This is a genomic window from Streptomyces sp. NPDC060031 (assembly GCF_042736805.1).
Classification (GTDB): Bacteria; Actinomycetota; Actinomycetes; order Streptomycetales; family Streptomycetaceae; genus Streptomyces.
Window position 1 is genome coordinate 18,522 of the sequence record NZ_JBHWVM010000020.1, and the last position, 24,926, is coordinate 43,447.

Annotated in this window: 23 protein-coding genes; 21 read left to right on the forward strand and 2 right to left on the reverse strand. The window is 71.7% G+C overall.

All coding sequences use genetic code 11. The annotated features are described in order from the left end of the window. Nucleotides 1-13: 13 nt before the first annotated feature. The 4 genes from ACFWB8_RS11710 (at nucleotide 14) to nusB (ending at nucleotide 3,042) form a co-directional block, all read left to right on the forward strand. Nucleotides 14-790: an AAA family ATPase gene (locus ACFWB8_RS11710; RefSeq protein ID WP_385224778.1), complete on the forward strand. Its 777-nt coding sequence runs from the start codon at nucleotides 14-16 to the stop codon at nucleotides 788-790. Between the two features lie 78 nt (nucleotides 791-868). Beyond that, a complete protein-coding gene (locus ACFWB8_RS11715) occupies nucleotides 869-1,978 on the forward strand; it encodes an aminopeptidase P family protein (RefSeq protein ID WP_385224780.1) in 1,110 nt (369 codons plus the stop codon). 60 nt (nucleotides 1,979-2,038) lie between these two features. Continuing rightward, entirely contained in the window at nucleotides 2,039-2,605 is a 567-nt protein-coding gene (efp, locus tag ACFWB8_RS11720) for an elongation factor P (protein ID WP_385224782.1), read from the forward strand. Between the two features lie 2 nt (nucleotides 2,606-2,607). After that, nucleotides 2,608-3,042, forward strand: a complete 435-nt coding sequence (gene nusB / locus ACFWB8_RS11725; RefSeq protein ID WP_385224784.1) for a transcription antitermination factor NusB — start codon at nucleotides 2,608-2,610, stop codon at nucleotides 3,040-3,042. A 172-nt stretch (nucleotides 3,043-3,214) separates the two neighbouring features. On the opposite strand, the gene bldD is transcribed toward nusB, so the two are convergent. Continuing rightward, entirely contained in the window at nucleotides 3,215-3,715 is a 501-nt protein-coding gene (gene bldD, locus ACFWB8_RS11730; RefSeq protein ID WP_069929708.1) for a transcriptional regulator BldD, read from the reverse strand. Nucleotides 3,716-3,946: 231 nt separating this feature from the next. Here bldD and pyrR point away from each other — a divergent pair, with 231 nt between their 5' ends. From pyrR to ACFWB8_RS11800, 14 genes are all read left to right on the forward strand, one after another. Then, the gene (gene pyrR / locus ACFWB8_RS11735) at nucleotides 3,947-4,540 is read left to right on the forward strand and encodes a bifunctional pyr operon transcriptional regulator/uracil phosphoribosyltransferase PyrR (RefSeq protein ID WP_385224787.1); all 594 of its coding nucleotides are present in this window, start codon (nucleotides 3,947-3,949) and stop codon (nucleotides 4,538-4,540) included. Between the two features lie 101 nt (nucleotides 4,541-4,641). After that, nucleotides 4,642-5,631, forward strand: coding sequence for an aspartate carbamoyltransferase catalytic subunit (locus ACFWB8_RS11740; protein ID WP_385224789.1), 990 nt, complete (start codon nucleotides 4,642-4,644; stop codon nucleotides 5,629-5,631). Nucleotides 5,632-5,633: 2 nt separating this feature from the next. After that, entirely contained in the window at nucleotides 5,634-6,920 is a 1,287-nt protein-coding gene (locus ACFWB8_RS11745) for a dihydroorotase (RefSeq protein ID WP_385224791.1), read from the forward strand. Further along, nucleotides 6,917-7,498: a hypothetical protein gene (locus ACFWB8_RS11750; protein ID WP_385224793.1), complete on the forward strand. Its 582-nt coding sequence runs from the start codon at nucleotides 6,917-6,919 to the stop codon at nucleotides 7,496-7,498. Before ACFWB8_RS11745 ends, ACFWB8_RS11750 begins: the two co-directional genes overlap by 4 nt. Further along, nucleotides 7,495-8,646 carry a glutamine-hydrolyzing carbamoyl-phosphate synthase small subunit gene (gene carA / locus ACFWB8_RS11755; protein ID WP_385224795.1) on the forward strand — a complete coding sequence of 384 codons (1,152 nt, stop codon included), beginning with the start codon at nucleotides 7,495-7,497 and terminating at the stop codon, nucleotides 8,644-8,646. Before ACFWB8_RS11750 ends, carA begins: the two co-directional genes overlap by 4 nt. Then, complete coding sequence (gene carB / locus ACFWB8_RS11760; protein WP_385224797.1) at nucleotides 8,639-11,947, forward strand: carbamoyl-phosphate synthase large subunit; 3,309 nt, start codon at nucleotides 8,639-8,641, stop codon at nucleotides 11,945-11,947. The genes carA and carB overlap by 8 nt, the downstream gene beginning before the upstream one ends. Before the next feature lie 85 nt (nucleotides 11,948-12,032). After that, the gene (locus ACFWB8_RS11765; RefSeq protein ID WP_385224799.1) at nucleotides 12,033-13,142 is read left to right on the forward strand and encodes a quinone-dependent dihydroorotate dehydrogenase; all 1,110 of its coding nucleotides are present in this window, start codon (nucleotides 12,033-12,035) and stop codon (nucleotides 13,140-13,142) included. A gap of 5 nt (nucleotides 13,143-13,147) precedes the next feature. Continuing rightward, entirely contained in the window at nucleotides 13,148-13,990 is an 843-nt protein-coding gene (pyrF, locus tag ACFWB8_RS11770; RefSeq protein ID WP_385224915.1) for an orotidine-5'-phosphate decarboxylase, read from the forward strand. Between the two features lie 328 nt (nucleotides 13,991-14,318). Beyond that, nucleotides 14,319-14,642: an integration host factor gene (locus tag ACFWB8_RS11775; RefSeq protein WP_008740406.1), complete on the forward strand. Its 324-nt coding sequence runs from the start codon at nucleotides 14,319-14,321 to the stop codon at nucleotides 14,640-14,642. 61 nt (nucleotides 14,643-14,703) lie between these two features. Continuing rightward, a complete protein-coding gene (gmk, locus tag ACFWB8_RS11780; protein ID WP_385224801.1) occupies nucleotides 14,704-15,267 on the forward strand; it encodes a guanylate kinase in 564 nt (187 codons plus the stop codon). Nucleotides 15,268-15,329: 62 nt separating this feature from the next. Then, on the forward strand, nucleotides 15,330-15,602 hold the full coding sequence (rpoZ, locus tag ACFWB8_RS11785; RefSeq protein ID WP_004948662.1) for a DNA-directed RNA polymerase subunit omega: 273 nt from the start codon (nucleotides 15,330-15,332) through the stop codon (nucleotides 15,600-15,602). Between the two features lie 110 nt (nucleotides 15,603-15,712). Further along, entirely contained in the window at nucleotides 15,713-16,927 is a 1,215-nt protein-coding gene (gene coaBC / locus ACFWB8_RS11790; RefSeq protein ID WP_385224803.1) for a bifunctional phosphopantothenoylcysteine decarboxylase/phosphopantothenate--cysteine ligase CoaBC, read from the forward strand. A gap of 195 nt (nucleotides 16,928-17,122) precedes the next feature. Further along, the gene (gene metK / locus ACFWB8_RS11795) at nucleotides 17,123-18,331 is read left to right on the forward strand and encodes a methionine adenosyltransferase (protein WP_385224805.1); all 1,209 of its coding nucleotides are present in this window, start codon (nucleotides 17,123-17,125) and stop codon (nucleotides 18,329-18,331) included. Nucleotides 18,332-18,412: 81 nt separating this feature from the next. Further along, nucleotides 18,413-20,512 (forward strand): primosomal protein N', encoded by a 2,100-nt coding sequence (locus ACFWB8_RS11800; protein ID WP_385224807.1) that lies wholly within the window; start codon nucleotides 18,413-18,415, stop codon nucleotides 20,510-20,512. A 165-nt stretch (nucleotides 20,513-20,677) separates the two neighbouring features. Here ACFWB8_RS11800 and ACFWB8_RS11805 read toward each other — a convergent pair whose 3' ends face one another. Beyond that, nucleotides 20,678-21,211 carry a hypothetical protein gene (locus tag ACFWB8_RS11805; RefSeq protein WP_385224809.1) on the reverse strand — a complete coding sequence of 178 codons (534 nt, stop codon included), beginning with the start codon at nucleotides 21,209-21,211 and terminating at the stop codon, nucleotides 20,678-20,680. A gap of 282 nt (nucleotides 21,212-21,493) precedes the next feature. On the opposite strand from ACFWB8_RS11805, the gene fmt reads away from it, so the two are divergent. The 3 genes from fmt (at nucleotide 21,494) to rpe (ending at nucleotide 24,839) form a co-directional block, all read left to right on the forward strand. Next, nucleotides 21,494-22,438, forward strand: a complete 945-nt coding sequence (gene fmt, locus ACFWB8_RS11810; RefSeq protein WP_385224811.1) for a methionyl-tRNA formyltransferase — start codon at nucleotides 21,494-21,496, stop codon at nucleotides 22,436-22,438. A gap of 93 nt (nucleotides 22,439-22,531) precedes the next feature. Next, on the forward strand, nucleotides 22,532-24,016 hold the full coding sequence (locus ACFWB8_RS11815; RefSeq protein WP_385224813.1) for an RsmB/NOP family class I SAM-dependent RNA methyltransferase: 1,485 nt from the start codon (nucleotides 22,532-22,534) through the stop codon (nucleotides 24,014-24,016). A 136-nt stretch (nucleotides 24,017-24,152) separates the two neighbouring features. Further along, the gene (gene rpe / locus ACFWB8_RS11820) at nucleotides 24,153-24,839 is read left to right on the forward strand and encodes a ribulose-phosphate 3-epimerase (protein ID WP_385224815.1); all 687 of its coding nucleotides are present in this window, start codon (nucleotides 24,153-24,155) and stop codon (nucleotides 24,837-24,839) included. The last annotated feature ends 87 nt before the right edge of the window (nucleotides 24,840-24,926 follow it).

The following is a 24,926-nucleotide window of genomic DNA, read 5'->3' on the forward strand; positions in this document are numbered from 1 at the left end:
GGAGTGGCACCGGATGCAGCATGGAGTGGGGGGCGTGAGCTGGGAGTCGTCGGGTCAGCACCCGGCGGCGCCCCCGCAGCCGCCGATACCCCCTGCGCAGGGCTGGCCGGTGCCGCCCGTGCCGGCGCCCGCCGCGCCCCCCGTACAGCAGGTGCCGATGGCGTCGGCCGCGCCGGTCCCCGACGCGGCCACCGGGCACGTCCCGCTGCCGCCCGCGGTCGCGGGGACCGGCGGGGCCACGCTCGCCGTCCTGCTCATCGGCCCCGCCGGGGCGGGCAAGACCACCGTGGCCCGGCACTGGGCCGGCACCCGGCCCGTCCCCACCGCGCACATCAGCCTGGACGACGTACGGGAATGGGTGTGCTCGGGCTTCGCGGACCCGCAGGCGGGCTGGAACGACCATTCCGAGGCCCAGTACCGCCTCGCCCGCCGCACGTGCGGTTTCGCCGCCCGCAACTTCCTGGCGAACGGCATCTCCTGCATCCTCGACGACGCCGTCTTCCCCGACCGTCCGGTGGTCGGGCTCGGCGGCTGGAAGCGCCACGTGGGGCCCGCCCTGCTGCCCGTGGTGCTGCTGCCGGGCCTGGAGATCGTCCTGGAGCGCAACGCGGCCCGCTCCGGCAACCGCCGGCTCTCCGACGAGGAGGTCGCGCGGATCCACGGCCGCATGGCGGGCTGGTACGGCTCCGGCCTGCCGATCATCGACAACTCGCACCTCGACGTCGAAGGCACGGCCCGCGCCCTGGACGAGACGCTGGCCCGGGCCATCGCGGCGCCCCCGCCCTGGTGATGCGCGGCGGGGCCCCGGGGGCCCCGTCCGGACGCGCTCACCAGGCCGGATGCGCCGGGCGCTCGTAGGCTCGAAAACATGTCAGACGTGTACGCGACCCGCCGGGGCCTGCTTCGCGACCGCTGTGCCGCCGCGGGGAACGCCGCCGCACTGATCACGCGTCCGGCGAACGTCCGCTACCTCACCGGGGCGTCTCCGCTGGGCGCCGTGCTCCTGGTCGGGCCCGCCGGCGAGGACATGCTCTTCTGCGCCGGCCCGCCCACCGGGGAGGCCGACGAAGGGCGGCTCGACGAGCGGCTGCGGCTCTCCGTGCTGGAAGGTCCCGGCAGTGACCCGGCCGTCGCGGCCGCCGACCTGGCCGCCTCGGCGCGGGCCGAGTCCCTCGCCGTCGAGGAGCACCACCTCACCGTGGGCCGCCACCGCGCCCTGCGCTCCGTCGCGCCCAAGCTGCGCCTCGCGGACCTCGGTACGGCCGTCGAACAGCAGCGCGTCGTCAAGGACGAGGAGGAGATCGCCTGCCTGCGGATCGCCGCGGAGATCGCCGACCAGGCCCTGGGCGAGCTCCTGGAGTCGATCCTGGTGGGCCGCACGGAGCGGCACCTGGCCCTGGAGCTGGAGCGCCGTCTGGTCGACCACGGGGCCGACGGACCGGCCTTCCCGACCTCCGTGGGCACCGGCCCGCACTCGGGCCGTTCCCGGCACCGGCCCTCCGACCGGCGCGTGGAGGAGGGCGACTTCCTGTCCGTCTGCCTGGGCGCGAACTACCGCGGATACCGGTGTGAGATCGGCCGTACCTTCGTGATCGGCACCACCCCCGCCGACTGGCAGATCGAGCTGTACGAGCTCGTCTTCGCGGCCCAACGGGCCGGTCGCGAGGCCCTGCTGCCCGGCGCCGCCTACCGCGATGTGGACCGTGCCGCCCGCTCCGTACTCGACTCCGCAGGTCATGGTGAAGCCCTCGCTCTGTGGACCGGGCACGGCGTCGGCCTCGAAATCGACGAGGACCCGCAGCTTGCACCTACGGCAATGGGTAAACTGGACGCTTGCGTGCCGGTCACCGTCGAACCGGGGGTTCACCTCCCGGGCCGGGGAGGTGTCCGGATCGATGACACGCTCGTCGTACGCCCCGAGGCGGACGGCGGTCCCGAGCTACTCACCATTACGACCAAGGAACTGCTTGCGCTCTAGCCCGCCGCGGCGGGCGTGTGCGCGCACCCGTGGTCTTCCAGTGCAGGAGATTCCGCAACCGTGGCTTCCACGAACGACCTCAAGAACGGCATGGTGCTCAAGCTCGACGGTGACCAGCTCTGGTCCGTCGTCGAGTTCCAGCACGTCAAGCCCGGCAAGGGCCCGGCCTTCGTGCGCACCAAGCTCAAGCACGTGCTCTCCGGCAAGGTCGTCGACAAGACCTTCAACGCCGGCACGAAGGTCGAGACGGCCACCATCGACCGCCGTGACATGCAGTTCTCGTACATGGACGGCGAGTACTTCGTCTTCATGGACATGGGCACCTTCGACCAGCTGATGGTCGACAAGAAGGCTGTCGGCGACGCCGCCAACTTCCTGCTGGAGGGCTTCACCGCCTCCGTGGCGCAGCACGACGGCGAGGTGCTCTACGTCGAGCTCCCGGCCGCGGTCGAGCTCGTCATCGAGCACACCGACCCGGGCGTCCAGGGCGACCGCTCCACCGGTGGCACCAAGCCCGCCACGCTGGAGACCGGTTACGAGATGCAGGTCCCGCTCTTCGTCACCACCGGCGAGAAGGTCAAGGTTGACACCCGCACCGGCGGCTACCTCGGCCGGGTGAACAGCTAACCGTGGCTGCCCGGAGCAACGCGCGCAAGCGCGCTTTCCAGATCCTGTTCGAGGCCGACCAGCGCGGGGTGCCCGTGCGCGAGGTCCTCGCGGACTGGATCCGCCACGCGAGGTCGGACGACCGGCAGCCGCCGGTCAGCGCCTTCACGATGGATCTCGTCGAGGGGTACGCCGACAAGGTGGACCGGATCGACGACCTGATCATCACCTACGCCGTGGACTGGGACCTCGACCGCATGCCGGTCGTGGACCGGAACATCGTGCGCCTCGGTGCCTACGAGCTGATCTGGGTGGACGACACCCCGGACGCCGTGGCCATCGACGAGGCCGTCCAGCTGGCCAAGGAGTTCTCCACGGACGAGTCGCCCTCGTTCGTGAACGGGCTGCTCGGCCGGTTCAAGGACCTGAAGCCGAACCTGCGCCGCAGCGAGAGCTGACGCGCGCCCACGCTTCATACGGAAGGGCCCGCAGAGCACGCTCTGCGGGCCCTTCCGTATGCGGGGTGCGCGGCGGGGTGCGCGGGTACGAAAAAACCGGTGGGTGCCGGGACGCCTCTCGGCACCCCGGCACCCACCGGTAAACGTTTCTGCTGGCCCTGGGCCCAGGAAGCTAGATGTCCTCGTGCGCCACGGCGCGACGGGCATCCGCGTCCAGGACTCCCCAGCTGATGAGCTGCTCGGTCAGGACCGAGGGGGACTGGTCGTAAATGACGGCCAGGGTGCGCAGGTCGTCCTGGCGGATCGACAGCACCTTGCCGTTGTAGTCGCCGCGCTGGCTCTGGATCGTCGCGGCGTAACGCTGCAGCGGTCCGGCCTTCTCGGCGGGTACGTGGGCCAGGCGCTCCAGGTCGAGGCGCAGCTTCGGCGGCGGCTCGGCAGCCCCGCCGGGAGTCGTACCCGGCAGCAGCTCCTGAACCGGCACCCCGTAGAAGTCCGCCAGCTCGGCGAGGCGCTGGACGGTCACGGCGCGGTCTCCGCGCTCGTAGGAACCGACCACAACGGCCTTCCACCGGCCCTGGGACTTCTCCTCGACACCGTGGAGGGAAAGGCCCTGCTGGGTGCGGATGGCGCGGAGCTTGGCCCCGAGCTGTTTGGCGTATTCGCTGGACATAAGGCTCCCGGACGCTGTGACGACGAGCGGCTCCGCCGCGCGGCTGGTAACTCACTGTGAGGTTACGCAGCGTTACTTGGGTGCGTCAAGCCGAATGGTCACCAACCCCCTCTTAGAGGGGCTCTGGTCAGCCCCGATGCGAATTCGGCCCGATCCCCCTGGTACCGTGGAACGCGTACATCAGACGTCCTTTAAGGTCCGTCCCGTGAGGCGGAGAAGGAGGTCCTTTTCATGGACACTCAGAACGCTGCCCAGAACTCCGGGCTCTCCGATGCCATGCGTCCCGTACTCGACGCACAGGACATCGCGCGGGTCCTGACCCGCATCGCCCACGAAATCGTCGAACGCGCCAAGGGCGCCGACGACGTGGTGCTCCTCGGCATCCCCACCCGCGGTGTGTACCTGGCCCGCCGGCTGGCCGCCAAGCTCGAAGAGATCACCGGCACGAAGATCCCGGTCGGCTCCCTCGACATCACCATGTACCGCGACGACCTGCGGATGAAGCCCGCCCGCGCGATCGGCCGCACCGAGATCCCCGGCGACGACATCGACGGCCGCCTCGTGGTCCTCGTCGACGACGTGCTCTTCTCCGGACGCACCATCCGCGCCGCCCTCGACGCCCTCGGCGACATCGGCCGCCCCCGCGCCGTGCAGCTCGCTGTCCTCGTCGACCGCGGCCACCGCGAACTGCCGATCCGCGCCGACTACGTCGGCAAGAACCTCCCCACGTCGCTGCGGGAGACCGTCAAGGTCCAGCTCCAGGAGGAGGACGGCCGAGACGCCGTGCTGCTCGGCCAGCGGACCGACCGGGCAGCCGGGCTCTAGCCCGTACGCGCCCCGGGCCCCCGGGCCCGCGCCGCAGCCTGCCCTGCCCGTACCTCCAGCCAGCCCCGCTGTCTGCCCTCCCCGACTTACGGAGCACCCGGATGAAGCGCCACCTCATCTCGGCCGCCGATCTCACGCGCGACGACGCCGTCCTCATCCTCGACACCGCCGAGGAGATGGCCCGCGTCGCGGACCGGCCGATAAAGAAACTGCCCACCCTGCGCGGACGCACCATCTGCAACCTCTTCTTCGAGGACTCGACCCGCACCCGCATCTCCTTCGAAGCCGCCGAGAAGCGCCTCTCCGCCGACGTCATCAACTTCGCGGCGAAGGGCTCCAGCGTCTCCAAGGGCGAGTCCCTCAAGGACACCGCCCAGACCCTGGAGGCCATGGGCGTCGACGCCGTGGTCATCCGGCACGGCGCCTCCGGCGCCCCCTACCGGCTCGCGACCTCCGGCTGGATCGACGCCCCCGTGATCAACGCGGGCGACGGCACCCACCAGCACCCCACCCAGGCCCTGCTCGACGCGTTCACCATGCGCCGCCGCCTGGTCGGCAAGGACGCCGGACTCGGCAAGGGGCTCGACGGCCGCCGGATCACGCTCGTCGGCGACGTCCTGCACAGCCGCGTGGCCCGTTCCAACGTCGACCTGCTGCACACCCTCGGCGCCGAGGTCACCCTGGTGGCCCCGCCCACCCTGGTGCCCGTCGGCGTCGAGACCTGGCCGTGCGAGATCTCGTACAGCCTCGACGAGGTGCTGCCGAAGTCGGACGCGGTCATGATGCTGCGTGTGCAGCGCGAGCGCATGAACGCCGCCTTCTTCCCGACCGAGCGCGAGTACTCCCGGCGCTACGGTCTGGACGGCGCGCGCATGGCGCGGATGCCCGAGCACGCCATCGTCATGCACCCCGGGCCGATGGTCCGCGGCATGGAGATCACCGCCGAGGTCGCCGACTCCGACCGCTGCACGGTCGTCGAGCAGGTCGCCAACGGCGTGTCGATCCGCATGGCCGTCCTGTACCTGCTGCTCGGTGGATCCGAGCCCGCCGTCACCACCACCAGCACGCCCCGCACCGAGGAGAGCAAGTAAAGATGAGCAAGATCCTTATTCGTGGCGCGAAGGTACTCGGTGGCGAGGCGCAGGACGTCCTGATCGACGGCGAGACCATCGCCGAGGTGGGGCAGGACCTGTCCGCCGAGGGCGCGACCGTCATCGAGGCCGGGGGCCAGGTGCTCCTCCCCGGCCTCGTCGACCTGCACACCCACCTGCGCGAGCCCGGCCGCGAGGACTCCGAGACCGTCCTGACCGGCACCCGCGCCGCCGCCTCCGGCGGCTTCACCGCCGTCTTCGCCATGGCCAACACCTTCCCGGTCGCCGACACCGCCGGCGTCGTCGAGCAGGTCTGGCGCCTGGGCAAGGAGTCCGGCTACTGCGACGTGCAGCCGATCGGCGCCGTCACCGTGGGCCTGGAGGGCAAGAAGCTCTCCGAGCTGGGTGCCATGCACGAGTCCGCCGCCCGCGTCACGGTCTTCTCCGACGACGGCAAGTGCGTCGACGACGCCGTGATCATGCGCCGCGCCCTGGAGTACGTGAAGGCCTTCGGCGGCGTCGTCGCCCAGCACGCCCAGGAGCCCCGCCTGACCGAGGGCGCCCAGATGAACGAGGGCATCGTCTCGGCCGAGCTCGGCCTCGGCGGCTGGCCGGCCGTCGCCGAGGAGTCGATCATCGCCCGCGACGTCCTCCTCGCCGAGCACGTCGGCTCCCGCGTGCACATCTGCCACCTCTCCACCGCCGGCTCCGTGGAGATCGTCCGCTGGGCCAAGTCCCGCGGCATCGACGTCACCGCCGAGGTCACCCCGCACCACCTGCTCCTCACCGACGAGCTCGTCCGCTCGTACGACCCGGTCTACAAGGTCAACCCGCCGCTGCGCACCGAGCGCGACGTCATGGCCCTGCGCGAGGCGCTCGCCGACGGCACGATCGACATCGTCGCCACCGACCACGCCCCGCACCCGCACGAGGACAAGGACTGCGAGTGGGCCGCCGCCGCCATGGGCATGGTGGGTCTGGAGACCGCGCTGTCCGTGGTCCAGCAGACGATGGTGGAGACCGGACTGCTCGACTGGGCGGGCGTCGCCGAGCGCATGTCGCACGCCCCGGCGCGCATCGGCAGCCTGCAGAACCACGGCCGGCCCGTCTCGGCAGGTGAACCCGCGAACCTGACCTTGGTCGATACCTCGTACCGTGGAGTCGTGGACCCCGCACACTTCGCCTCCCGCAGCCGCAACACGCCTTACGAGGGCCGTGAGCTGCCGGGTCGCGTCACTCACACCTTCCTGCGGGGCCGGGCAACGGTCGTGGACGGGAAGCTGGCGTGACACCTGCAGTAATCCAACTGGCCGCGGAGGCCGCCGAACGACAGTCGGCGGAGGTGACGGACTGGGGCGCGCGCATCGCGTGGGTGATCGGTCTGCTCGCCTTCATCGCCTTCGTGTACTGGCTGATGCGGCAGGGCTGGAAATGGCGCGGCACCCTGCAGAGCGATCTGCCGGAGCTGCCCGTCGCCCCCGGCGGTCTCCCCGAGCACCGCCTGGCCCTGACCGGCCGGTACCACGGCTCCACCACCGCGGGGCAGTGGCTCGATCGGATCGTCGCCCACGGTCTGGGCGTCCGCAGCCGGGTCGAGCTCACGCTCACCGACGCGGGCCTCGACGTGGTCCGTCCGGGTGCCACCGACTTCTTCGTACCGGCCGCGCAACTGCGCGGCGCCCGCCTCGACAAGGGAATCGCGGGCAAGGTACTCACCGAGGGCGGTCTGCTCGTCGTCACATGGGCGCACGGCGACAGGCTGATCGACTCCGGTTTCCGCTCCGACCGCGCGGCCGAACACGCCGCATGGGTCGAAGCCGTCAATCTCATGAACTCATCCATCACGACGGAAGGCGCCGAACGATGACGACCTCCACCAGGGGAGCAGCCAAAGCTCCCGCCGTACTCGTCCTGGAGGACGGTCGGATCTTCCGCGGCCGTGCCTACGGCGCTGTGGGGGAGACCTTCGGCGAGGCCGTGTTCTCCACCGGCATGACCGGTTACCAGGAGACCCTCACCGACCCGTCGTACCACCGGCAGGTCGTCGTGATGACCGCCCCGCACGTGGGCAACACCGGCGTCAACGACGAAGACCCCGAGTCCTCCCGCATCTGGGTGGCCGGCTACGTCGTACGCGACCCCGCCCGCGTCCCGTCCAACTGGCGCTCGCAGCGCTCGCTGGACGAGGAACTGGTCAAGCAGGGCGTCGTCGGCATCTGCGGCATCGACACCCGCGCCCTGACCCGCCACCTGCGCGAGCGCGGCGCCATGCGCGTCGGCATCTTCTCCGGCGAGGCGACCGCCGGTGCCACCGACGACGCGGCCCTGCTGGCCCGCGTCCTGGAAGCCCCGCAGATGAAGGGCGCCAACCTCTCCGCCGAGGTCGCCACCAAGGAGACGTACGTCGTCCCCGCGATCGGTGAGAAGAAGTTCACCGTCGCCGCCGTGGACCTCGGCATCAAGGGCATGACCCCGCACCGGATGGCCGAGCGCGGCATCGAGGTGCACGTGCTCCCCGCCACCGCCACCGTCGAGGACGTCTACGCGGTCAACCCGGACGGCGTGTTCTTCTCCAACGGCCCGGGCGACCCGGCCACCGCGGACGGCCCCGTGGCCGTCATGCAGGGTGTCCTGGAGCGCAAGACCCCGCTCTTCGGCATCTGCTTCGGCAACCAGATCCTGGGCCGCGCGCTCGGCTTCGGCACGTACAAGCTGAAGTACGGCCACCGCGGCATCAACCAGCCGGTGCAGGACCGCACCACCGGCAAGGTCGAGGTCACCGCGCACAACCACGGCTTCGCCGTGGACGCGCCCCTCGACAAGGTCTCCGAGACCCCCTACGGCCGCGCCGAGGTCTCCCACGTCTGCCTGAACGACCAGGTCGTCGAAGGCCTCCAGCTGCTCGACCAGCCGGCCTTCTCCGTCCAGTACCACCCCGAGGCGGCTGCCGGCCCGCACGACGCCGCGTACCTCTTCGACCGCTTCGTATCTCTGATGGAGGCCGAGCGTGCCTAAGCGCACCGATATCCAGTCCGTCCTGGTCATCGGCTCCGGCCCGATCGTCATCGGCCAGGCCGCCGAGTTCGACTACTCCGGCACCCAGGCCTGCCGCATCCTCAAGGCCGAGGGCCTGCGGGTCATCCTGGTGAACTCCAACCCCGCGACGATCATGACCGACCCGGAGATCGCCGACGCCACGTACGTCGAGCCGATCACCCCCGAGTTCGTCGAGAAGATCATCGCGAAGGAGCGCCCCGACGCGCTGCTCCCGACCCTCGGCGGCCAGACCGCGCTGAACACCGCCATCTCCATGCACGAGCAGGGTGTGCTGGAGAAGTACGGCGTCGAGCTCATCGGCGCCAACGTCGAGGCCATCAACAAGGGCGAGGACCGCGACCTCTTCAAGGGCGTCGTCGAGGCCGTCAAGGCCAAGATCGGCTACGGCGAGTCCGCCCGCTCGGTCATCTGCCACACGATGGACGACGTCATCAAGGGCGTCGACACCCTCGGCGGCTACCCCGTCGTCGTGCGCCCCTCCTTCACCATGGGCGGCGCCGGCTCCGGCTTCGCCCACGACGAGGAAGAGCTGCGCCGCATCGCCGGCCAGGGCCTGACGCTCTCCCCGACCACCGAGGTGCTCCTGGAGGAGTCCATCCTCGGCTGGAAGGAGTACGAGCTGGAGCTGATGCGCGACACCAAGGACAACGTGGTCGTCGTCTGCTCCATCGAGAACTTCGACCCGATGGGCGTCCACACCGGCGACTCCATCACCGTCGCCCCGGCGATGACGCTGACCGACCGCGAGTACCAGCGGCTGCGCGACATCGGCATCGCGATCATCCGCGAGGTCGGCGTCGACACCGGCGGCTGCAACATCCAGTTCGCCATCGACCCGGCCGACGGCCGCGTCATCGTCATCGAGATGAACCCGCGCGTCTCGCGCTCCTCGGCGCTCGCGTCGAAGGCCACCGGCTTCCCGATCGCCAAGATCGCCGCCAAGCTGGCCATCGGCTACACGCTCGACGAGGTCCCCAACGACATCACCGAGAAGACCCCGGCCTCCTTCGAGCCGAGCCTCGACTACGTCGTGGTCAAGGCTCCGCGCTTCGCCTTCGAGAAGTTCCCGCTCGCCGACTCCACCCTCACCACCACCATGAAGTCGGTGGGCGAGGCCATGGCCATCGGCCGCAACTTCACCGAGGCGCTCCAGAAGGCCCTGCGCTCCCTGGAGAAGAAGGGCTCGCAGTTCACCTTCGTCGGCCCGGTCGGCGACAAGGCCGAACTCCTCGCCACCGCGGCCCGCCCGACCGACGGCCGCATCAACACCGTCATGCAGGCCATCCGCGCCGGCGCCACCCAGGAAGAGGTCTTCGAGTCCACGAAGATCGACCCCTGGTTCGTCGACCAGCTCTTCCTGATCAAGGAGATCGCCGACGAGCTGGCCGCCGCCGAGAAGCTCCACCCCGAGCTGCTCGCCGAGGCCAAGCGCCACGGCTTCTCCGACGCCCAGATCGCCGAGATCCGCGGCCTGCGCGAGGACGTCGTCCGCGAGGTCCGCCACGCGCTCGGCGTCCGCCCGGTCTACAAGACGGTCGACACCTGCGCCGCCGAGTTCGCCGCGAAGACCCCGTACTTCTACTCCTCGTACGACGAGGAGTCCGAGGTCTCCCCGCGCACCAAGCCCGCGGTCATCATCCTGGGCTCCGGCCCGAACCGCATCGGCCAGGGCATCGAGTTCGACTACTCCTGCGTCCACGCCTCCTTCGCCCTCAGCGACGCCGGCTACGAGACCGTGATGGTCAACTGCAACCCGGAGACGGTCTCCACCGACTACGACACCTCCGACCGCCTGTACTTCGAGCCGCTGACGCTCGAAGACGTGCTGGAGATCGTCCACGCCGAGTCCCTCGCCGGCCCCATCGCCGGCGTCGTCGTCCAGCTCGGCGGCCAGACCCCCCTCGGTCTCGCCCAGGCGCTCAAGGACAACGGCGTCCCCGTCGTCGGCACCTCCCCGGAGGCCATCCACGCCGCCGAGGACCGCGGCGCCTTCGGCCAGGTCCTCGCCGACGCCGGCCTGCCGGCCCCCAAGCACGGCACCGCCACCACCTTCACGGGTGCCAAGGCCATCGCCGACGAGATCGGCTACCCCGTCCTCGTACGCCCCTCGTACGTGCTCGGCGGCCGCGGCATGGAGATCGTGTACGACGAGGCCCGCCTCGAGTCGTACATCGCCGAGTCCACCGAGATCTCGCCGACCCGCCCCGTGCTGGTCGACCGCTTCCTCGACGACGCCATCGAGATCGACGTCGACGCCCTCTACGACGGCACCGAGCTCTACCTCGGCGGCGTCATGGAGCACATCGAGGAAGCCGGCATCCACTCCGGCGACTCGGCCTGCGCCCTGCCCCCGATCACCCTCGGCGGCTACGACATCAAGCGGCTGCGCGCCTCCACCGAAGCCATCGCCAAGGGCGTCGGCGTCCGCGGCCTGATCAACATCCAGTTCGCGATGGCGGGTGACATCCTCTACGTCCTGGAGGCCAACCCGCGCGCCTCCCGGACCGTCCCCTTCACCTCGAAGGCGACCGCCGTCCCGCTCGCGAAGGCCGCCGCGCGCATCTCGCTCGGCACCACCATCGCCGAGCTGCGCGCCGAGGGCATGCTGCCCAAGACCGGCGACGGCGGCACCCTGCCGCTCGACGCGCCGATCTCCGTCAAGGAGGCCGTCATGCCGTGGTCGCGGTTCCGCGACATCCACGGCCGCGGCGTCGACACGGTCCTCGGCCCGGAGATGCGCTCCACCGGCGAGGTCATGGGCATCGACTCCGTCTTCGGCACGGCCTACGCCAAGTCGCAGGCCGGCGCCTACGGCCCGCTGCCGACCAAGGGCCGCGCCTTCATCTCCGTCGCCAACCGCGACAAGCGCTCGATGATCTTCCCGGCGCGCGAGCTCGTCGCCCACGGCTTCGAGCTGCTCGCGACCTCCGGCACCGCCGAGGTGCTGCGCCGCAACGGCATCAACGCCACCGTGGTGCGCAAGCTCAGCGAGGGCGAGGGCCCGGGCGGCGAGAAGACCATCGTCCAGCTGATCCACGACGGCCAGGTCGACCTGATCGTCAACACTCCGTACGGCACCGGCGGCCGCCTCGACGGCTACGAGATCCGCACGGCGGCCGTGGCGCGCAGCGTCCCGTGTCTGACGACGGTCCAGGCGCTCGCCGCCGCCGTCCAGGGCATCGACGCACTCAACCGCGGCGACGTGGGCGTCCGTTCGCTCCAGGAACACGCCGAGCACCTGATCGCGGCCCGCGACTAGCAGCCCGTACAGGAGAGGGGGACACCGGATTCGCTGATGCGACGGGTGTCCCCCTCTTCATGAGCGCAGAGGGATCTTCCAGCCGATGTACAAACTCTTCTTCAACCTCGTCTTCAAGCGGATGGACCCGGAGCAGGCCCACCACATGGCCTTCCGCTGGATCCGCCTCGCGGCCCGTACGCCGGTGCTGCGCACCTTCGTGGCGGCGGCCCTGGCACCGCGCCACGCGTCGCTGCGCACCGAGGCGCTCGGACTGCGGATGCACGGCCCCTTCGGCCTCGCCGCGGGCTTCGACAAGAACGCGGTCGCCATCGACGGCATGTCGATGCTCGGCTTCGACCACATCGAGATCGGCACGGTCACCGCCGAGGCCCAGCCGGGCAACCCGAAGAAGCGGCTCTTCCGGCTCGTGCCGGACCGCGCGCTGATCAACCGGATGGGCTTCAACAACGAGGGCTCCGCGGCCGTGGCCGAGCGCCTGGCCACCCGTACGCCGGTCTTCGAGACGGTCGTCGGCGTCAACATCGGCAAGACGAAGGCCGTACCGGAGGAGGAGGCCGCCCGGGACTACGTCGCCTCGACCGAGCGCCTCGCCCGCCACGCCGACTACCTCGTGGTCAACGTCTCCTCGCCGAACACCCCGGGGCTGCGCAACCTCCAGGCCGCCGAGTCCCTGCGCCCGCTGCTGGCGGCCGTGCGCGAGGCCGCGGACCGCGTGGTGACGGACCGGCGGGTCCCGCTGCTGGTCAAGATCGCGCCGGACCTCGCCGACGAGGACGTGGACGCGGTCGCCGACCTCGCGCTGGAGCTGGGCCTGGACGGCATCATCGCCACGAACACGACGATCGCGCGGGAGGGCCTGGGCCTTCGCTCCGACCCCTCCCTGGTGAAGGAGGCCGGCGGGCTGTCCGGCGCCCCCGTCAAGGAGCGCTCCCTGGAGGTCCTGAGGCGGCTGTACGCCCGCGTGGGGGACCGGCTGGTGCTGGTGGGTGTCGGAGGCATCGAGAACGCCGAGGACGCCTGGCAGCGGATCCTGGCCGGGGCGACCCTGGTCCAGGGCTACAGCGCCTTCATCTACGAGGGCCCGTTCTACGCCCGCGCCATTCACAAGGGCCTGGCCGCGCGCCTGGCCGCCAGCCCGTACGAGACGCTCGCCGACGCGGTGGGCGCCGAGACCCGAAAGGCCGCGCTGTGACCCCTGTGACCCCCGTGACCCCGTTCGGTGCCCGCCTGCGCGCCGCCATGGACTCGCGCGGCCCGCTGTGCGTGGGCATCGACCCGCACGCCGAGCTGCTGGCCTCCTGGGGCCTGAACGACGACATCGCGGGCCTGGAGCGGTTCTCGCGGACCGTCGTGGAGGCCCTGGCGGACTCGGTGGCGGTGTTCAAGCCGCAGGCCGCCTTCTTCGAGCGCTTCGGGTCGCGGGGCGTCGCGGTCCTGGAGCGGACCGTCGCGGACGCGCGCGCGGCCGGGTCCCTGGTCGTCATGGACGCCAAGCGGGGCGACATCGGCTCGACCATGGCCGCGTACGCCGAGACCTTCCTCTCGCCGTCCTCGCCGCTGTTCTCGGACGCGCTGACGGTGTCCCCGTACCTGGGCTACGGCTCGCTGAAGCCGGCCGTGGAGCTGGCGCGGGAGTCGGGGGCGGGCCTGTTCGTGCTGGCCCTCACCTCGAACCCGGAGGGTGCGGAGGTCCAGCGGGCGGTGCGGGCCGACGGGCTGTCGGTCGGCGCGACGATGCTGGCGCACCTGGCGGCGGAGAACGCGGGCGCGGAGCCGATGGGGTCCTTCGGCGCGGTCGTGGGCGCCACGCTCGGCGACCTCTCCTCCTTCGACCTGGACATCAACGGGCCGCTGCTGGCCCCCGGGATCGGCGCGCAGGGCGCGACGGCGCAGGACCTGCCGGGCGTCTTCGGCGCGGCCGTCCGCAACGTCGTGCCGAACGTGTCGCGGGGGGTACTGAAGCACGGCCCGGACGCGGCCGCCCTGCGCTCCTCGGCGAACGAGTTCGCGGAAGAGATCCGCAAGGCCGTGGCCGCCTGACGCGACGACCTGCGCACGGCGCTCCCCGGACCCGGATTCCGGTCTTTCGGGGAGGCCGTCGGAGGGCTCGTCGCCCCACCTGACGAAATTCGAACGTCTTTCCTCGGACAAAACCGGGGTAGTTTGTCCGTGATGTACGGTTCAGTGGAGGCTGACCAGGACTTTTCGTCCGTTCTCGCTGACTGGAGCGGTCATGGCCGCTAGTCTCCGATCAGAGTGAACGAGCAGCGATCGAGCATCACCGCTGTTCGGGCCCTCGCCTGGCGTGGTGCCTTCAGGCTCCCCGCCGGTCCGTATCCGACAGTTCGACATCCGAGGTGACGTAGGCGTGGCTCTTCCGCCCCTTACCCCTGAACAGCGCGCAGCCGCGCTCGAAAAGGCCGCCGCGGCTCGCCGGGAGCGGGCCGAGGTGAAGAATCGACTCAAGCATTCCGGCGCCTCGCTCCAAGAGGTCATCAAGACGGGCCAGGAGAACGACGTCATCGGAAAGATGAAGGTCTCCGCCCTGCTGGAGTCCCTGCCCGGCGTGGGCAAGGTCCGCGCCAAGCAGATCATGGAGCGCCTCGGCATCTCCGAGTCTCGACGTGTTCGAGGTCTCGGCTCCAACCAGATCGCCTCTCTGGAGCGTGAGTTCGGCACTCCTGCCGGCTGACGCGCTGCCTGAAGTTCCCCCGGCGTTCTCAGGCAGTCCCGAGAAGCTGGATAATCGCTCTATGGCAGCAGAGGTTCGTCCGCGGCTGACCGTGCTCTCCGGCCCCTCGGGGGTCGGCAAGAGCACGGTCGTCGCGCATATGCGCAAGGTCCACCCCGAGGTCTGGCTCTCGGTGTCGGCCACCACCCGCAAGCCGCGGCCCGGTGAGCGACACGGAGTCCAGTACTTCTTCGTCAACGACGACGAGTTCGACAAGCTGATCGCCAACGGCGAGCTGCTCGAATGGGCCGAATTCGCGGGCAACCGCTACGGCACACCGCGCGGCGCAGTGCTGGAACGCCTGGAGAACGGCGAACCGGTACTGCTGGAGATCGACCTCCAGGGCGCCCGGCTCGTCCGCGAGTCGATGCCCGAGGCCCAGCTGGTCTTCCTGGCCCCACCGAGCTGGGACGAACTGGTCCGGCGGCTCACCGGCCGGGGCACCGAAACGGCCGATGTGATCGCGCGCCGGCTCGACACCGCCAAGATCGAACTCGCTGCCGAGTCAGAGTTCGACACCACCCTTGTCAACACCTCCGTCGAGGACGTGGCTCGCGAGCTGCTAGCCTTGATGGAAGTTGTCTGATCGTTGATCGATTTTTGCATCGATCAATGCTTGATCTTTCACCCATCTTCGGAAGGTAGAGCGTGTCCTCTTCCATCACTGCGCCCGAGGGCATCATCAACCCGCCGATCGACGAGCTGCTCGAGGCTACTGACTCGAAGTACAGCCTCGTGATCTACGCGGCCAAGCGTGCGCGTCAGATCAACGCGTACTACTCGCAGCTCGGTGAGGGCCTGCTCGAGTACGTCGGCCCGCTGGTGGACACCCACGTCCACGAGAAGCCGCTTTCGATCGCGCTGCGCGAGATCAACGCGGGTCTGCTGACCTCCGAGGCCATCGAGGCCCCGGCTCAGTAAGGCACCGAGAATTCCTTTCACCACAGGCCCGGCAGAACATCTGCCGGGCCTGTGGTGTGTCATAGGCCCGTAGGTGTCACAGTGAGACGGATCCTGAAGGGGAGTGCCTGGTGGGTAAGCCGAAGGTCGTGCTGGGGGTCAGCGGCGGGATCGCCGCCTACAAGGCGTGCGAGCTGCTGCGCCGGCTGACCGAGTCCGGGCACGAGGTACGGGTGGTGCCGACGGCCGCGTCCTTGAACTTCGTGGGCGAGGCCACCTGGGCCGCCCTCTCCGGGAACCCGGCCTCCACCGAGGTCTGGGAGACCGTCCACGAGGTGCCGCACGTGCGCATCGGCCAGTCCGCGGACCTCGTCGTCGTCGCCCCGGCCACCGCCGACATGCTGGCCAAGGCCGCCCACGGCCTCGCCGACGACCTGCTGACCAACACGCTGCTCACCGCGCGCTGCCCGGTGGTCTTCGCCCCCGCGATGCACACCGAGATGTGGGAGCACCCCGCCACCCAGGAGAACGTGGCCACGCTGCGCCGGCGCGGAGCCGTGGTCATCGAGCCCGCCGTCGGCCGGCTCACCGGCAAGGACACCGGCAAGGGGCGGCTGCCCGACCCCGAGGAGATCTACGAGGTGTGCCGCAGGGTCCTGGCGCGCCCGGGGGCCGAGCCCGACCTCGCCGGACGCCACGTGGTGATCAGCGCCGGCGGCACCCGGGAGCCGCTCGACCCCGTCCGCTTCCTCGGCAACCGCTCCTCGGGCAAGCAGGGCTACGCGCTCGCCCGCACAGCCGTGGCGCGCGGCGCCCGGGTCACGCTCGTCGCGGCCAACACCGCGCTCGCCGACCCGGCCGGGGCGGACGTCGTACGGGTCGGCACGGCCGTACAGCTGCGGGAGGCCGTGCTCAAGGCGGCCGCCGATGCCGACGCCGTGGTGATGGCCGCGGCCGTCGCCGACTTCCGGCCGGCCGAGTACGCCGGCGGAAAGATCAAGAAGAAGGACGGGGAGGACCCGGCGCCGGTCGCCCTCGTGCGCAACCCGGACGTGCTCGCCGAGATCTCCGCCGACCGGGCCCGGGAGGGGCAGGTCGTGGTCGGTTTCGCCGCCGAGACGGACGACGTGCTCGCCAACGGGCGCGCCAAGCTCCTGCGCAAGGGATGTGACCTTCTCGTCGTGAACGAGGTCGGCGAAGCCAAGACCTTCGGTTCCGAGGAGAACGAGGCCGTCATCCTGGCCTCCGACGGGGCCGAGACGCAGGTCCCCTACGGTCCAAAGGAAGCGCTGGCCGAGGTGGTGTGGGACCAGGTCGCGGCTCGCCTCACATCCCGACGCGCCTGAGTGGAGCCTCTTTCCGCGGGCAACTCCTTGCGCAAGAATGGAGTGCCGCAGGTCACATGCCTCCCACAGGGCGAGACAGGTGGTCCGGCGTACGGTGGCGACCGATAAACTGCATCCGGAACGTGATCGGGCGCAGCCCCCGATGTGGTTCCGCCAAATGATCAGCCAGCAGCCGCTGCAACCCCAGGGAGCGTTGTGTCCCGTCGCCTGTTTACCTCGGAGTCCGTGACCGAGGGTCACCCCGACAAGATCGCTGACCAGATCAGCGACACGATCCTCGACGCGCTCCTCGCCGAGGACCCGACCTCGCGTGTGGCCGTGGAGACCCTCATCACCACCGGTCTGGTGCACATCGCGGGCGAGGTGACGACGAAGGCTTACGCGCCGATCGCCCAGCTCGTGCGCGACAAGATCCTCGAAATCGGTTACGACTCGTCCAAGAAGGGCTTCGACGGCGCCTCCTGCGGCGTCTCGGTGTCCATCGGCGCCCAGTCCCCGGACATCGCGCAGGGTGTCGACACCGCGTACGAGAAGCGGGTCGAGGGCGACGAGGACGAGCTCGACAAGCAGGGCGCCGGCGACCAGGGCCTGATGTTCGGCTACGCCTGCGACGAGACCCCCGAGCTCATGCCGCTCCCGATCCACATCGCGCACCGGCTCTCCCGCCGGCTGTCGGAGGTCCGCAAGAACGGGACCATCCCGTACCTGCGCCCCGACGGCAAGACCCAGGTCACCATCGAGTACGACGGTGACAAGGCCGTGCGCCTCGACACCGTCGTGGTCTCCTCGCAGCACGCCGCGGACATCGACCTGGACTCGCTGCTCGCTCCGGACATCCGCGAGTTCGTCGTCGAGCACGTGCTGGCCCAGCTCGTCGAGGACGGCATCAAGCTCGACACCGAGGGCTACCGCCTGCTGGTCAACCCGACCGGCCGCTTCGAGATCGGCGGCCCGATGGGCGACGCCGGCCTCACCGGCCGCAAGATCATCATCGACACCTACGGCGGCATGGCCCGCCACGGTGGCGGCGCCTTCTCCGGCAAGGACCCGTCCAAGGTCGACCGCTCCGCCGCGTACGCGATGCGCTGGGTCGCCAAGAACGTCGTCGCCGCCGGGCTCGCCTCGCGCTGCGAGGTCCAGGTCGCGTACGCGATCGGCAAGGCCGAGCCGGTCGGTCTCTTCGTCGAGACCTTCGGCACCGCCAAGGTCGACGTCCAGAAGATCGAGGAGGCCATCGGCGAGGTCTTCGACCTCCGCCCGGCCGCGATCATCCGCGACCTCGACCTGCTGCGCCCGATCTACGCCCAGACCGCCGCGTACGGCCACTTCGGCCGCGAACTGCCGGACTTCACCTGGGAGCGCACCGACCGCGTGGACGCCCTGCGCGCCGCCGCCGGTCTGTAACACCCGGCCGAACCGAACGGCCCCGGACCTCTCCAGGTCCGGGGCCGTTCGTTGTCGGTGGCGTTTGGTAAGAATGCTGGTGTGAGCAGCGCGAACGATTCCCCGCCGGAACAGCTCGCCCTGATCCGGGAAATGGTGGCCGAGGCGAAGGCCAAGGCACCCAAGGCCAAACCCCGCACCTGGCGGGGGGCCGCCCTCGCCGAGGAGCTTCCGGTCGCCCGGATCCTCGTCAACAAGGGCGTGCTCCACCTCGACCAGCTGTGGGACTACGCCGTCCCCGCCGAGCTCGCCGAGAGCGCCCAGCCGGGCGTCCGCGTCCGGGTCCGTTTCGGCGCCGGCTCCCACCAGGTCCACGGCGGGCGCCGCGAGGGCGGCGGACTCATCGACGGGTTCATCGTCGAGCGGCGCGCCGAGTCCGACTACAGCGGCGCCCTCGCCGCCCTCGCCCAGGTCGTCTCGCCCGAGGTCGTGCTCGGCCCGCGCATGCTCGCCCTCGCCCGCGCCGTCGCCGACCGGTACGCCGGCAGCCTGGCCGACGTGCTCCAGCTCGCCCTCCCCGCGCGCAGCGCCCGCGCCGAGGCGAAGCCCTCGCCCGAGCCGCTGCCGCCGCCCGCCGCCCCCGAAGCCGGCGGCTGGGAGCGGTACGGCAACGGCCCGGGCTTCCTGCGGGCCCTGGCCACCGGCGGGGCGCCCCGCGCCGTGTGGACCGCCCTGCCCGGCCCCGGCTGGGCCGACGAGCTCGCCCGCGCCATGGCCGCCACCCTCGCCTCCGGGCGCGGCGCCCTCGCCGTCGTACCCGACGGGCGCACCGCCGCCCGCGTCGACGCGGCGCTCACCGCTCTGCTGGGGGACGGGCGGCACGCGCTGCTCACCGCCGAGTCCGGGCCCGAGAAGCGCTACCGCCAGTGGCTGGCCGTGAGCCGGGGCTCGGTGAGGGCCGTCGTCGGGACCCGGGCCGCGATGTTCGCACCCGTACGGGACCTCGGGCTGGTCGCCGTCTGGGACGACGGGGACTCCAGCCACAGCGACGACCACGCCCCCTTCCCGCACGTCCGGGAGGTCCTGGAACTGCGCGCGGTCAGCGAGGGCTGCGGCTTCCTCGCCGGGAGCACCAGCTGCACCGTCGAGGCCGCGCAGCTGGTGGAGTCCGGCTGGGCGCGCCCGCTGGCCGCGAGCCGCGAGACGGTACGGGCGTGCGCCCCGCGGATCCGGACCGTCGGCGACGAGCTGCTGGCCCGCGACGGCGCGGCGCGGGCCGCCCGGCTGCCGAGCCTGGCGTGGGAGACCGTACGGGAGGGGCTCAAGACCGGGCCCGTACTGGTCCAGGTGCCCCGGCGCGGCTATGTGCCCCGGCTCTCCTGCGAGCGGTGCCGGACACCTGCGCGGTGCACGGTCTGCGCGGGGCCGCTGGAGGCCCCCGACGAGCGGGACCTGCAGTGCGGGTGGTGCGGGCGGGCCGAGCCGGCGTGGCACTGCGAGGAGTGCGGTTCCTTCCGGCTGCGGGCCCAGGTGGTCGGTGCCCGGCGGACCGCCGAGGAACTGGGGCGGGCCTTCCCGGCCGTGCCCGTACGGACCTCCGGGCGCGACCACGTCCTGGACGAGGTGCCGGACCAGCCCGCGCTGGTGGTGTCCACCCCCGGCGCCGAACCGGTCGCGGCGGGCGCCGGGTACGCGGCGGCGCTGCTGCTCGACGGCTGGGCGATGCTGACCCGGCCCGACCTGCGGGCGGGGGAGGACGCGCTGCGGCGGTGGATCGCCGCCTCCTCGCTGGTGCGGGGGGACGGGCAGGTCGTCGTGGTCGCCGAGCCGACGCTGCGGCCGGTCCAGGCGCTGGTGCGGTGGGACCCCGTCGGGCATGCGGTGCGGGAGCTCGCGGAGCGGGCCCAGCTCGGTTTCCCGCCGGTGTCGCGGATGGCGGAGGTGGCCGGGCGCGGTGAGGCGGTGGAGGCCTTCCTGGCCGGTGCGGGCCTGCCGGTGGACGCGGAGGTCCTCGGGCCGGTGCCGCTGCCGGGGCGGCGCGGGGAGCCGTCCGCGGGGGAGCGGGCGCTGGTCCGGGTCCCGCCGGGCAGTGGCGCTGCGCTGGCGGCGGCCCTGAAGTCGGCGCAGGCGGCCCGCCTGGCGCGGGGCGTCGCGGCGGCGGACGCTGTGCGGATCCGCGTCGACCCGCCGGACATCGGCTGACGGCAGAGCCGCCGTCCGGCGGAGTTCGAGGCGCGGGGTCCGGGGCGGAGCCCCAGGGCGCGGGAACGCCGAACGCCCCCGGTGGGGCGGCCTGGGGGGCGCTCCGCCGGGGGCGGGGTGGGGCGGGGGCCGTCGGGGGTCGGCGTCCCGGCGGCGGGGGACGGGTCAGCCGTTGCGGGGGCCAGGCAAGGCGGCGGAGCGGGACGCGCCCGCGGCCGCCGCCTGGGATTCCTCGCGCAGCGGCTGCGGCGGGACCGAGCGGGCCGCCGGGACGGTGGGCAGCGGGCCCAGCGTCCGGGTCGTCGTGCCCTCGGCCGGCTGCTGCTCGCGCTCGGCGGACTCGGCGCTCTGCGCGCGCCGGGCACCGTAGCGCCGGTGCACGGCCTGCTTGGTGACGCCGAGCGCCGAGCCGACCGCGTCCCACGAGAAGCCGAGCGAGCGGTCGAAGTCCACCGCGGCGGTGACCAGCGTCTCGACGCTGTCCCGCAGCTCCTGCGCGAGGCGGACGGTGGGCGCGGGCGCCCGGCCGTAGACGACGAAGCCCGTGGAGGGACCTGAGCGGCGCGGGCGGTACACGTTGCCGAGCTGGGCGGTGAGCGTACGCAGAGCATCCACCTGGCGGCGAACCCGCTCGATGTCCCGCACCAGGAGGTGCAGGCTGGCCCGTGCTTGGGCGTCGTGGGTGGCGTGGTCGGCCATGAAGAAGCCTCTCGAACCGGTGCTGAAGAGCGGATAGGGCCGCAGACACCGTTCAAACGCGGCCCGTTTCGGTCAATCTCTCTTGACCAACGCGTCACCCGGCGCCCAGGTCACGCTGTGGGGGCGTGTCGGCATATGCGAGGGGCGCGTGTGGGTGCGTACGCCCCCTTACGGCTCGTGCGCGGCCCCGCCCCGGCGGCGGCGTGACCGCAGGTGGGCCGCCCGGCGGACAGACCATAGACTGGTGCGCTGCTGACAGCCGAGATAGCGAGGTAGACACCGGTGAAGCTCGTCTTCGCAGGCACCCCCGAGGTCGCCGTACCCGCCCTGGACGCCCTGATCGCCTCCGGGCGTCACGAGGTCGCCGCCGTCGTCACCCGTCCCGACGCACAGGCCGGCCGCGGCCGCCACCTCGTCGCCAGCCCCGTCGCCCAGCGCGCCGAGGAAGCCGGGATCGAGGTCCTCAAGCCCGCCCGGCCCCGCGACCCGGACTTCCAGGCCCGACTGCGCGAGATCGACCCCGACTGCTGCCCGGTCGTCGCGTACGGTGCGCTGCTCCCCAAGAGCGCCCTGGAGATCCCCCGCCACGGGTGGGTCAACCTGCACTTCTCGCTGCTGCCCGCCTGGCGAGGGGCCGCGCCCGTGCAGCACTCGATCATGGCGGGGGACCAGGTCACCGGAGCCGCCACCTTCCAGATCGAGGAGGGCCTCGACTCCGGCCCGGTCTACGGGGTCCTGACCGAGGAGGTCCGGCCCACCGACACCAGCGGCGACCTGCTGACCCGGCTCGCCTTCGCCGGCTCCGGACTGCTGTCCGCGACCCTGGACGGCATCGAGGACGGCACCCTGCACGCCGTCCCGCAGCCCACCGACGGGATCTCGCTCGCCCCGAAGATCACCGTCGAGGACGCCCGGATCGACTGGAAGGCCCCGGCGATGCGCGCGGACCGCGTGGTGCGCGGCTGCACGCCTGCGCCCGGCGCCTGGACGGTCTTCCGCGGCGAGCGGCTCAAGCTGATCTCGCTGGGACTGGTGAGCGACCGCACGGACCTCGAACCCGGCGTGCTGGCCCCCGCCAAGAACAACCTTTACGTCGGCACCGGATCGCACGCCGTCGAGCTCCTCTGGGTGCAGCCCCAGGGCAAGAAGCCGATGAAGGGCGCCGACTGGGCCCGCGGGGTGCGCATCGCTCCCGGCGAGCGGCTCGGCGGGGCCGACGTAGGCTGAACCGAGCCGTACTTCTCGCGGTGTGCGCCCCGAGACACCCGTAGCACCTCGTACCTCGTACCTCGCAACTCGTAACCCCGGAGCACCTTTCACGTGAGCGAACAGCCTCGTCAGCCTCGTCGCCGACCCGCCGCCGGCGGGGGCGGCACGCCGTCCGGCAAGCAGGCCAAGCCGTACCGGCGTCCCCAGAAGGACCCCGTCCGCATGCTGGCCTTCGAGGCGCTGCGGGCGGTGGGCGAGCGCGACGCGTACGCCAACCTCGTGCTGCCGCCGCTGCTGCGCAAGGCCCGCCAGGACGAGAACTTCCAGGCGCGGGACGCGGCGCTGGCCACCGAGCTGGTGTACGGGACGCTGCGCCGCCAGGGGACGTACGACGCGGTCATCAAGGCCTGCATCGACCGGCCGCTGCGCGAGGTCGACCCGCCGGTGCTGGACGTGCTCTCGCTCGGCGCGCACCAGCTGCTCGGCACCCGGATCCCCACCCACGCGGCGGTCTCCGCGAGCGTGGAGCTGGCCCGCGTGGTGCTCGGGGACGGGCGCGCGAAGTTCGTGAACGCCGTCCTGCGCAAGATCGCCGCGCACGACCTGGAGGGGTGGCTGGAGAAGGTCGCCCCGCCCTACGAGGACGACGCCGAGGAACACCTCGCGATCTACCACTCGCACCCCCGCTGGGTGGTCAGCGCCCTGTGGGACTCGCTCGGCGGCGGGCGCGCCGGCATCGAGGACCTGCTGGAGGCCGACAACGAGCGGCCCGAGGTCACGCTGGTGGCGCGGCCGGGCCGGTCCACGGCGCAGGAGCTGCTGGAAGCGGTGGGCGAGGACTCGGCGCTGCCGGGCCGCTGGTCCCCGTACGCCGTCCGGATGTCCGAGGGCGGCGAGCCGGGCGCGCTGGAGGCGGTCCGCGAGGGTCGCGCCGGGGTCCAGGACGAGGGCAGCCAGCTCGTGGCGATGGCCCTGGCCCAGGTGCCGGTCGAGGGCCGCGACGGCCTCTGGCTCGACGGCTGTGCGGGCCCGGGCGGCAAGGCCGCGCTGCTGGCGGCGCTGGCCGCGCAGCGCGGGGCGTTCCTGCTGGCCTCGGAGAAGCAGCCGCACCGGGCGCGCCTGGTCGAGCGGGCGCTCGCCGGGAACCCGGGGCCGTACCAGGTCATCACGGCCGACGGCACCCGCCCGCCGTGGCTGCCGGGGTCCTTCGACCGGGTGCTGATGGACGTTCCGTGCACCGGCCTGGGCGCGCTGCGCCGCCGGCCCGAGGCGCGCTGGCGCCGTCGCCCGGAGGACCTGGAGAGCTTCGGGCCGCTCCAGCGGGCACTGCTGCGGGAGGCCCTCTCCGCGGTCCGGGTGGGCGGTGTCGTGGGCTACGCGACGTGCTCGCCGCACCTGGCGGAGACCCGCGTGGTGGTGGAGGACGTCCTGAAGGGCCGCGGCGCGGGCGCGACCCCCGTCGCCGCGGAACTGGTCGACGCCCGCCCGTACATGAGCGGCGTACCGGCCCTGGGCGACGGCCCGGACGTCCAGCTGTGGCCGCACCTGCACGGCACCGACGCGATGTACCTGGCTCTGATCCGGCGGACGGGGTAGGTTCCGGGGCCCCAAGCCCGTGTGCCCCGGGGGTGCGGAGGGGTCCGGGAGGCTCCTGCGCGCGCCGGATCGCTTCGGTTTCGGCGACTTCCGGGGTAGTGGCCGGAACCCGCCGACGGCATGGCACGCTTGGGGCATGGCCGTTCAGATCAATCCCAGCATCTTGTCCGCCGACTTCGCCCGACTCGCCGAGGAGGCGAAGGCCGTCGAGGGGGCCGACTGGCTGCACGTCGACGTGATGGACAACCATTTCGTCCCGAACCTCACCCTCGGTGTGCCGATCGTCGAGTCGCTGAGCCGCGCGACGGACATCCCGCTGGACCTGCACCTGATGATCGCGGACCCCGACCGCTGGGCCCCCCAGTACGTCGAGGCCGGCGCGGGCTCCGTCACCTTCCACGCCGAGGCCGCGGCCGCGCCCGTGCGCCTCGCGCGGGAGATCCGGGCCAAGGGGGCCCGGGCGTCCATGGCGCTCAAGCCCGCGACGCCGATCGAGCAGTACGAGGACATCCTGCCCGAGCTCGACATGGTGCTGATCATGACGGTCGAGCCGGGCTTCGGCGGCCAGCCCTTTCTCGACATCATGCTCCCCAAGATCCGCCGGACCCGGGAGCTGATCGCCAAGCACGGTCTTGAGGTGTGGGTCCAGGTCGACGGCGGGGTCTCGGCCTCGACCATCGAACGCTGCGCCGAGGCCGGCGCGGACGTCTTCGTCGCGGGCAGCGCGGTCTACGGAGCGGTCGATCCGTCGGCTGCCGTACGCACGCTCCGTGAGCAGGCGGGCGCCGCGATCGCCGCGGCGCCCTGGGCTTGCGACCACTGAGCGGAGCGTTGGTGAACAGCTCGGTGAACGGTAGCTGTCCAGGCTGATCAACGGTCGTCGGATCTGACAGGATGAACGGCGAGTCGA

What these genes read in the sequence shown, in the direction of transcription:
- ACFWB8_RS11710 (WP_385224778.1), top strand. Translation starts at nt 14, where the DNA reads ATGCAGCATGGAGTGGGGGGCGTGAGCTGGGAGTCGTCGGGTCAGCAC.
- ACFWB8_RS11715 (WP_385224780.1), top strand. Translation starts at nt 869, where the DNA reads ATGTCAGACGTGTACGCGACCCGCCGGGGCCTGCTTCGCGACCGCTGT.
- bldD (WP_069929708.1), bottom strand. Translation starts at nt 3,715, where the DNA reads ATGTCCAGCGAATACGCCAAACAGCTCGGGGCCAAGCTCCGCGCCATC.
- pyrR (WP_385224787.1), top strand. Translation starts at nt 3,947, where the DNA reads ATGGACACTCAGAACGCTGCCCAGAACTCCGGGCTCTCCGATGCCATG.
- ACFWB8_RS11740 (WP_385224789.1), top strand. Translation starts at nt 4,642, where the DNA reads ATGAAGCGCCACCTCATCTCGGCCGCCGATCTCACGCGCGACGACGCC.
- ACFWB8_RS11745 (WP_385224791.1), top strand. Translation starts at nt 5,634, where the DNA reads ATGAGCAAGATCCTTATTCGTGGCGCGAAGGTACTCGGTGGCGAGGCG.
- carA (WP_385224795.1), top strand. Translation starts at nt 7,495, where the DNA reads ATGACGACCTCCACCAGGGGAGCAGCCAAAGCTCCCGCCGTACTCGTC.
- ACFWB8_RS11765 (WP_385224799.1), top strand. Translation starts at nt 12,033, where the DNA reads ATGTACAAACTCTTCTTCAACCTCGTCTTCAAGCGGATGGACCCGGAG.
- gmk (WP_385224801.1), top strand. Translation starts at nt 14,704, where the DNA reads ATGGCAGCAGAGGTTCGTCCGCGGCTGACCGTGCTCTCCGGCCCCTCG.
- ACFWB8_RS11805 (WP_385224809.1), bottom strand. Translation starts at nt 21,211, where the DNA reads ATGGCCGACCACGCCACCCACGACGCCCAAGCACGGGCCAGCCTGCAC.
- rpe (WP_385224815.1), top strand. Translation starts at nt 24,153, where the DNA reads ATGGCCGTTCAGATCAATCCCAGCATCTTGTCCGCCGACTTCGCCCGA.